Source organism: Flavitalea sp. (assembly GCF_035489435.1).
Classification (GTDB): Bacteria; Bacteroidota; Bacteroidia; order Chitinophagales; family Chitinophagaceae; genus DATHKG01.
The window spans coordinates 1-8,826 of record NZ_DATHKG010000145.1; the positions used below are offsets into that span (position 1 = coordinate 1).

At 43.8% G+C, this 8,826-nt stretch carries 5 protein-coding genes; all 5 read left to right on the plus strand.

Annotated features, from left to right (window positions below):
- On the plus strand, positions 1 to 254 hold a 254-nt coding region (locus VK664_RS22505), incomplete at its 5' end, for a hypothetical protein (RefSeq protein ID WP_461400961.1).
- 41 nt (positions 255 to 295) lie between these two features.
- Entirely contained in the window at positions 296 to 3,103 is a 2,808-nt protein-coding gene (locus VK664_RS22510) for a TonB-dependent receptor (protein ID WP_461400962.1), read from the plus strand.
- 240 nt (positions 3,104 to 3,343) lie between these two features.
- Complete coding sequence (locus tag VK664_RS22515) at positions 3,344 to 6,439, plus strand: SusC/RagA family TonB-linked outer membrane protein (protein ID WP_461400963.1); 3,096 nt, start codon at positions 3,344 to 3,346, stop codon at positions 6,437 to 6,439.
- A 10-nt stretch (positions 6,440 to 6,449) separates the two neighbouring features.
- Positions 6,450 to 8,048: a SusD/RagB family nutrient-binding outer membrane lipoprotein gene (locus VK664_RS22520; protein WP_461400964.1), complete on the plus strand. Its 1,599-nt coding sequence runs from the start codon at positions 6,450 to 6,452 to the stop codon at positions 8,046 to 8,048.
- A gap of 16 nt (positions 8,049 to 8,064) precedes the next feature.
- The coding region (locus VK664_RS22525; RefSeq protein ID WP_461400965.1) for a glycoside hydrolase family 71/99 protein at positions 8,065 to 8,826 on the plus strand (762 nt) is incomplete at its 3' end.

Here is an 8,826-nt window from a genome sequence, read left to right on the forward strand (position 1 = left end):
CTGGCGCTAATAACCCTAAGTTTGTAAAGTATACTTTACCGGTACCTTCAGGATTTGATTTTATTGCCAATGATTTTGTAGGTGCATACGATTTTCACCTGCAGTCAAATTCTCCCGCGATTGGTAAAGGGTTTACCGGATTCCAGCCATATGGCGTAGTGAAATTGGATCCTGTTTTTGGGGCTACAGAAATCACAGTACCAGGAGCAGATATAGGCGCATTTCAGTCTAACCATACGGGAAATCAACATTGATAGTTGTGTGTCGCTCATTGACCTGTCTTTATATTTTTATATTGGGCTGGCTTCTCCCTTCGTCTGCAGCAACGATCAGGGGATATGTAAAGGGTCGTGAACCTTCTACACCAATAAGTGCTGCTTCTGTAAGAATTGCGGGTACCCACTTTTGGGCGGTAACGGACAGAGATGGCTTTTTTGTATTTCATAAAGTACCTGCTGGCAACTATACATTGATAACTACGGCTGTTGGTTTTAAAACCGACAGCCTTCTTTTTTCGGTGGGAGATCAACAATCTGTGATAGTTCTTCCGGTATTAACAATGCTCAGCAAGAGCCTGGCAGAGGTTATGATTACTGCCAATATTGATCCGACGTCAGGAAACCGTGGCAGGCTGTTAGAAAAGAATAGTATTCCAATTATGAATATTATTTCGCGGGAGGCTATAGAGCACTCTTCCGATTTGACTGTCGCTGATATTGTTCAGCGCGTTAGTGGTGTTTCAGTGATCCGCGATGAAACCGGCACAGCTAATAAAGCGATTATCCGTGGTATGGATCCCAGGTATAGCACAACGGTAGTAAATGGTATAGCGATGCCTGGTTCTGACGACCGCAATCGTTACCTGCCACTGGATATATTTCCTTCCGTAAGTATAGATCATATTGAAGTATATAAAACCCTGACACCCGATATGGAAGGTAATGCCATTGGAGGCATGGTGAATGTTGTAACAAGGCAGGTTCCTTCATCACCGGTATTTTCTGTGCAGTTGTCTACAGGCTATAGCCAGATATTCATGCAGCGGCCTTTTCTTTCTTTCAACAGACATGCGGTACAATACAAGTCGCCATATGAATTACACGATGCTTCTTACCAGGCTACAGGGAATGATTTCTCAAAAGGCAATTTGTCATTTGATCAGATACATCCCTTACCAGATCTGCAGGGTAATATATCCTGGGGCAAACGTTTCCTGAAAAAAAAACTTGGTGTAATCGCATTTGCAGGCATGCAGCAGATAAGAACCGGGTCCAACAGTTTGCTCATCACACAAAACAATGAACCCCAGGCCGGAAATATTCCTGGTATCACTGATTTCATTAAACGCGAATATTCAACTAACAGCATTCGCAAAAATATTTACGTGCAGGCGGACTATATTCCAAATGAAAGGAATAAGCTCCGGTTGTCACAGTTCTACATCACCAAGACTGATATTGAAAGCCGCAGTGCCATTGATACAAGTTTGTCTGAAGGACGTTCCGGCCCGGGCACAGGCAGGATTGCATTGTTCCAGCGTTCAAGGATACATTTACAGAATATCTATCACCTGGATCTGCATGGATCGCACCAATTTGGCAGGGATTGGATTATGGACTGGACTGGTTCCTATTCCAACGCCTTCGGCAGCTATCCGGATTGGGCCGAGTTATCTGCCAATACAGGACGTATACAAGGTGCCAATGGCATAGTCAATCAAACCCCTGTATTACTGGGAACGCTTAACCGGATCTGGCTGCACAATACAGAAAAAGAAAAGGATATTTACTGGAACCTGCATTATAAGCCCTCTTTACTTAAACAAAAAATGGAAATCGTTGGAGGCACATTACTCAGGTTCCGGAACCGGGATAATTTTTATAACAATTACATATTTAACCCATCCATTACTAACGGAAACGGGCAACCGTTCACTGATATTTATGGTGCGCAGTGGCTCAACAACAATGGTCCGCAAAATCCATTGGGTACGGTTAATACTTCAGGAACTTATACAGCCAGGGAAAACATTATCGCTTTTTATGCAGAAGCCAAACTCCAGGTAAAAAAAATGGATATTACAGCAGGCCTGCGTGAAGAACAAACTATACAACACCTGGCATCTGCTGTAGATCCAGGCATCATGTATGGTAAGGACATCATTATCAGTTACCACGATTGGTTGCCTTCTGTACACTTGAAATATACTCTCAGCAACCAGCAAAATATAAGACTATCTTATTTCAAAGCAATCAGCAGGCCGGCTTTGTATGATATTACCTTTTTCAATATGGACTATGATGATTATAATATAGCTGGTAATCCTTTTCTGAAACGGAGTCGTGCCGACAATGTGGATCTCAGGTACGAGATATATGCTCCCAAAGTAGTAGACTTGTTTCAGATCACCGCTTTTTACAAACGCATTGCCGATCCGTTTGAAAAAACATTGCTTAATGCAAATGACACACTCTATCTCATTCCGCAGCAGGGTCTTTCCTATACGCCAGCGATGAAGCTGACTGAACAGTTGAGGAACTTTGGCACAGCATCTAACTATGGGTTGGAACTTTCAGTGGTTAAATATTTTGGTGTTGTTGGCATTACTGCAAATTATACCCTCACGTTTTCACAAATTTATCAATCAAAAAAAATGAAGGTTAGGGAAGACCAGGGCAATTCTGCATCGGACATTATAACAATTTCCAGGCAGGAAAAACGTCCGTTACAAGGTCAATCAATGCATTTGGCCAACCTGGCACTTACCTATAGATTACAACGTTATGGCCTGTTTTCCCAGCTTGCCTTTACTTATACAGGTCGGCGGATCGACTATGTATCTGGCTGGTATGGTCTTGATAACTGGAGGAAAGGATACACGACACTTGATCTTTCCCTTGAAAAAAAGTTAGGCCTGAATTGGAAAATTTTTGCGAAGGTCACTAACCTGTTAAATACATCCGGCATTGTATATCTGCGGCAACCCGGACTTACGGGCCCTATAAGTTCAATACCAGGGCAAACCGAAAATGGACGCATTGTATTGGAGAGAGAGAATAATTTGAGCAGGTGTTTAATAGGTGTTCAGTTTGGATTGCAGTGAATACTTTTTTTTGCATTGATACAATCTTCGTCTAAATCGGTTTTTATTTTACTGCACTTTCGGGAAGCATGCGTTTTTATTAAGATATATTTTCTTATTACAAACTTCTGTCACTTAAACAGAGGATTAAATGTTATATCTAAAATTCAAAATCTCCAGAAATTGTTAATGATATGCTAACATAAGCGGCAACGGAAAACGGTTTTGTAATCTAACCTTTGCAAAATTTTTTTTGAGCATATGAGACAAATTTTATTGCTGCTGCTTTTAGTGGCGTCTGCATTTCGAGTGGTTGCCCAGGGCATTGCTGTGAGCGGAAAAGTTACCAGTGAAGCAGACGGTTCAGCGATGTACGGCGTAACAGTTTCTGCCGGCAAGTCTGTGTATGCTACAACTAACGACCGCGGAGATTATACGATCAAGCTGCCCGTTGGTATTGATGTGCTTACTTTCAGTTTCGTGGGGATAGAGAGCCTGACAGAAAATATTGCAGGGCGCAGTACTATTAATGTCCGGCTAAAAAACGCAGACGGTCAGTTGGGTGAAGTTGTAGTTACCGCCCTTGGTATTAAGCGTGAGGCTCGCGCACTTAGCTATAGCCAGCAGGGCGTGAATGTGAATGCCATGAATGAAGCAAAGAGTACGAACTTCTTAAATGCGTTGTCAGGTAAAGTAGCTGGTCTGCAAGTGATCCCCCCGGGATTCAATACCGGCTCCGCTCGTGTTGTGATCAGGGGAAACAATTCGCTGACAGGTAACAACCAACCGCTCTTTGTAGTTGACGGTATGCCGATCGACAATAGTTCCGGTGATGCAGGCAGCATCGACTATGGCAACAATGCCGCTGATCTTAATACTGAAGATATCGAAAGCATCCAGGTATTAAAAGGGCCGAATGCCTCCGCTCTCTACGGGTCAAGGGCAGCTAACGGGGTTATTCTTATCACCACCAAAAAAGGTTCGGTAAAATTCAGAGTCTCCCTTAATTCAAGTGTGATGTTTCAAACGCTTACCGAATTCCCTGAATACCAGAATGCCTATGGTGTGGGAACCAACTTCGCTATTGATCCCACAAGCCGTATCCCCCGTGCAATACAGAATTACAGAAGCTGGGGATCTCCAATGATGGGTCAGCCTTATGTAGCACTTGATGGCAACGTAAAACCTTATGTGCCGCAACCCGATAACGTTAAGGATTTTTATCAGACCGCAAGACTGTTGACTAATGCAATAGCGATCGAAGGAGGAAGTGCTAATACGGTTTATCGTTTTTCTTACACCAATTATAATGGAACGAGCGTGGTAGATGGGTTTAATGAAAACCAAAAGCACTCGATAAACCTCAGGTTGCAGAACACCATTAACAAGTATGTGGGTTTTGATACCAAGATCAATTATATAAGAGATATTGTAGATAACAGGCAGTACTCAAATTCCAACGGGCGTAACCCGACGAACCTCTACACTCACATGGCAAGGAGTACAGACCTTGCTGAGCTCCAGCCTTACAAGGATCCGCTGACCGGAAAGGAGATTGGAACTCACCGGAACTTTAGCAATCCTTACTGGACCATCAATGAAAATCCGAACAGGGATGTAAAGGACAGGGTGATTGCTTCATTCAATCCTGAGCTCAATATTGCCCCGGGTATAAAACTGATCGGGCGTGCAGGTGCAGATATATATTGGTGGGAGGGATTCGAATTCAATAATATCGGTTCCATCATAGCCAGTAACCCCGACGGGTTCATGCGAACCTTTAATACAAAACAGCAGAATTTTAACCTGGAGGCTATTTTGTCGGTGAATAAAAAAATCAATGATTTTTCTTTCATTGGAAATGTTGGTGTGAACAGTTTTATTTCAAATTTCGAAAAGCGTGAACAAAGGATCAATTCAATGCTGCAGCCGGGACTTATCAATGTGTCAAATGCAAAGGAACCCCCGGTGATTAGCCAGCTCCAAAGAAATAAAAAACTTAATTCGGCCTATGCTTCACTATCAGTGGGCTATAAAAACTATGCCTTTGTGGACATCACCGGCCGCAATGATTGGTCTTCGGCCTTGCCGGCCAACAACAATTCTTATTTCTATCCATCAGTTGGTGGTACAGTTGTGCTTAGCGATATGTTGAAGTTCAGCAATCGTATCCTAAGCTTTGCAAAGATCAGGGGATCTTATGCGATTGTGGGTAACGATACAGATCCTTACCGCCTCGATCAAACCTATTCATTCAACGGTTTTTATAGCGGGGCCACCCTTGCCTCCTTGTCCACCACCATGAACAACCCGGAACTGAAGCCGGAAAAAACTTCGTCTTATGAGTTTGGTACAGATCTGAAGTTCATCAACAACAGGATCTCGCTTGCAGCCACTTATTACAAGGCCTCAACCACTAACCAGATCATCACAGCCCAGTTGCCATCATCAAGCGGTTTCCTTACAAGACTGTACAATGCCGGTGAGATACAGAACTGGGGTTATGAATTTAGTCTGAGCGGAAAAATCATTCAAAAGAAGAATTTTTCTTGGGAAAGTTTCATCAATTTTTCAAGGAACAATTCGGAAGTGATATCACTTATCGACGGTGTTCCCCGCTTCCAGCTTGCCAGTAACTCAAATTTTATTTATGTATATGCCGAAGTAGGCCAGCCATACGGCTACCTGCGAGGGTTGGGAGTGGCGCGTGATGCCAAAGGGAACATGCTCATTGAGGATGGAGGCTCACTGTTGGTAAAAAATGATGACATGGCTTTTGGAACATCCGCACCTGACTGGCTGGCAGGAATCAACAACACATTTACGATCGGAAACTTCGATTTCAATTTCCTGATAGATATTAAGAAAGGTGGTGTGATATACTCGGGCAGCTATTCAAGGATGCTGACAAACGGGGTAATAGCAGAAACACTATATGGCCGCGACGATTATTACAAGCATTCTGTAATTTTCGGGGAGAGCGGCTCCGAACTCAGTGGCGGTGCCAAATGGGATGCCTATTATGCTGATGGCACAAAGAACACCAGGTATGTAACTCCGCAAAACTATGAGTATGCAAGACCCAATTATGCCGAGTTCGTGGTATTCGATGCCTCTTATATAAAACTCCGCGAAATAACAGTTGGTTATTCCTTCAATCCAAAAAGCCTGGCGCGCACGCCGTTTAAGAGCGCAAGGGTTTCACTCGCAGGACGCAACCTGGCAATCTTTCACCGGAATACACCCGTAGGAATCGATCCTGAAGCTACCTCAACATCAGGGAATGGACAGGGCATAGAGAACGGTGCGCTTCCTCCAAATGCTCTCTATGGTTTTAACGTAAGACTTAATTTCTAAACTACCCGTGATGAAAAAAATCATTCAACTATTTATTATAAGCATAGTCTGTTTTTCCTGTAAGAAAAATTTCGATGTAATCAATACCAACCCGAACAATCCAACAATTGTAGATCCCGATTTCCTGTTCTCAACAGCTATACTCGAAACTATGAACCTATATGGGGGGGAAATGAACAGAGTAGTGTTTTTTAATTACACGCATCATTTCTCCGGATTCCAGGGAGAATTTCAGCGTTATACTTATAGTAATTCTTCCAACAATACTTATTGGAAAAATCTTTACGTCGATTGTCTTCAACCGGTGAAACAAATTGAACTGAAATACAGCAATAATGCTGCTTACCGGAACAGGGTTACGATCGCCAGGATTTGGCAGGACTTTATTTATTCCAATGCAGTTGCTATCTGGGGACCCATCCCAAAAACAAATGCCCTCAACGGAGAACCGGCCGTTCCTTACGACAGCGAAAAAGACATCTATGTTTCTCTGCTCCAAAGCCTGAAAAACCTGAAGGATAGCCTGGATCCCGCGGGAGATAAATACAGCGCGGCCGCAGACAAAGTTTATGGTGGCGATATACTTAAGTGGAAAAAATTTGCGAATACCCTGAGGCTTCGGCTTGCGATACGAATTTCAAACGCCGCGCCCAACGGCGATCCGGTGCTCGCACAGCAGGTTATTTCAGAGGTGTTTCAGGATCAGGCTAACACAATCAAAACGCAGGCTGAAACCGCCGCGGCAAGCTGGGGTACCACTAGTGACACCTGGAACCCGCTTTACGATAGAGCCGTTTATAACTACACAGCCAATCTTGCCACTATACCTGTGCTGAACGAATCACTGACATATCACATGTTACCTTACAATGATCCACGGATAAGTATATACGCAAAACCTGCCACCCAGGGCCCGCAGATGGGTAAGTATTTTGGGCAGAATATTTCTTATGGCGGGGGTGGCGGATTTGCTTCCGGAGAAACCAATCCTCATACAGGTCTTAAGCAGGTTGATTATTCCCAGATCGGCGACAGGTTTACAAAAATGGAAGCGGAATATGTTTTTATTTCCTATTCAGAGGCCTGCTTTCTGAAAGCTGAGGCCGCACTAAAGGGATGGTGGCCGTCGCCAGATGCACAGACCTTGTATTATGAAGGTATTGATGCTTCATTTAACCGATATGGACTTACTACGGCACAGTCAACAGCCTATAAAAATGTTCCCGGCGTTATGTGGGGGACCGCATCTGATACAACCGGCCGCAAAGCGCAGTTTGAAGATTGGTTGGGTATCGCTTCAAGTTATGTTCCTGCAGGTGACAATTTCAGGCAGATTATTATGCAACATTGGCTGGCTATTCCATTCCAGGGAGTTGATGCATGGACACTAATCAGGCGTACAAGGCTTTTGGAATTTCAGCCTCAGTTTGCCACCTATGATGGGGATTACAAATACGTTCCTCAACGAATTATCTATCCTACGGACGAGTACCAGACTAATCCAGGTGAAACACAAAAAGGAGCAAAGTTGTTGAATGGCCCGGACGACCTGTGGACCAAGTTGTGGTTTGCTCTTCCTATTGTTAAAAATCCTTATCTGCCTTACTAATTAAAAAATCATTGTAATGAGATTACTGTTCTTTGTTTCGATAATACTTGTACTTGCTTCATGCAATAAGCAGGATGAACATCTGCCCCCGGATTTCAATCATGAAATTCCTACTATGCCTGTTACCGAAAATATTGCTGTGGGGTCCTACTATTATAATTATACCGCGGCCGAATGGGCAAAGAAATATTCCGGTACGCCAGTGCTCGGCCAATATAATCCTCTCACCGCTTCGATCATGGAACAGCATCGCAAATGGGCAGATCAGGCGGGGCTCGATTTCTTTATATTCAACTGGAATGGCACATCAGCAGGCAACCCTCTTTTGACGAGTTTTGTTAATGGTAGAACGCAGAACGTTAAAATGGTGATCAACTATAATACTGCGCACCTCGGCGCGACTAACGGATCCCCGTTGACAGGCGCCAAACTAACCACGATGATCAATGAACTGAAAACGCTTGCCACAGATCAGTTTAGCAAAGACTATTACTACAAGGTCGACGGCCACCCGGTTGTACTGATAACTCCGCTCAATCTTGCCACCAATGCGGGTGCCAGTATAAATTATCCCGCCGTTATAGAGGCGGTAAAAGCAGCATTGGCTCCTTCGGATCCTTATTTCATCGGGGAGATCACTACCGGATGGCTGCCCCCACAACGTTATGCGACAGCTATCAGGTCAATGAACGCAGTGGTATTGAATAACTGGGCAACGGATGTTTATGACAGGTCTGTGTTTTTTCCATCTTATACCGATCTGAACTGGAAGAACTGG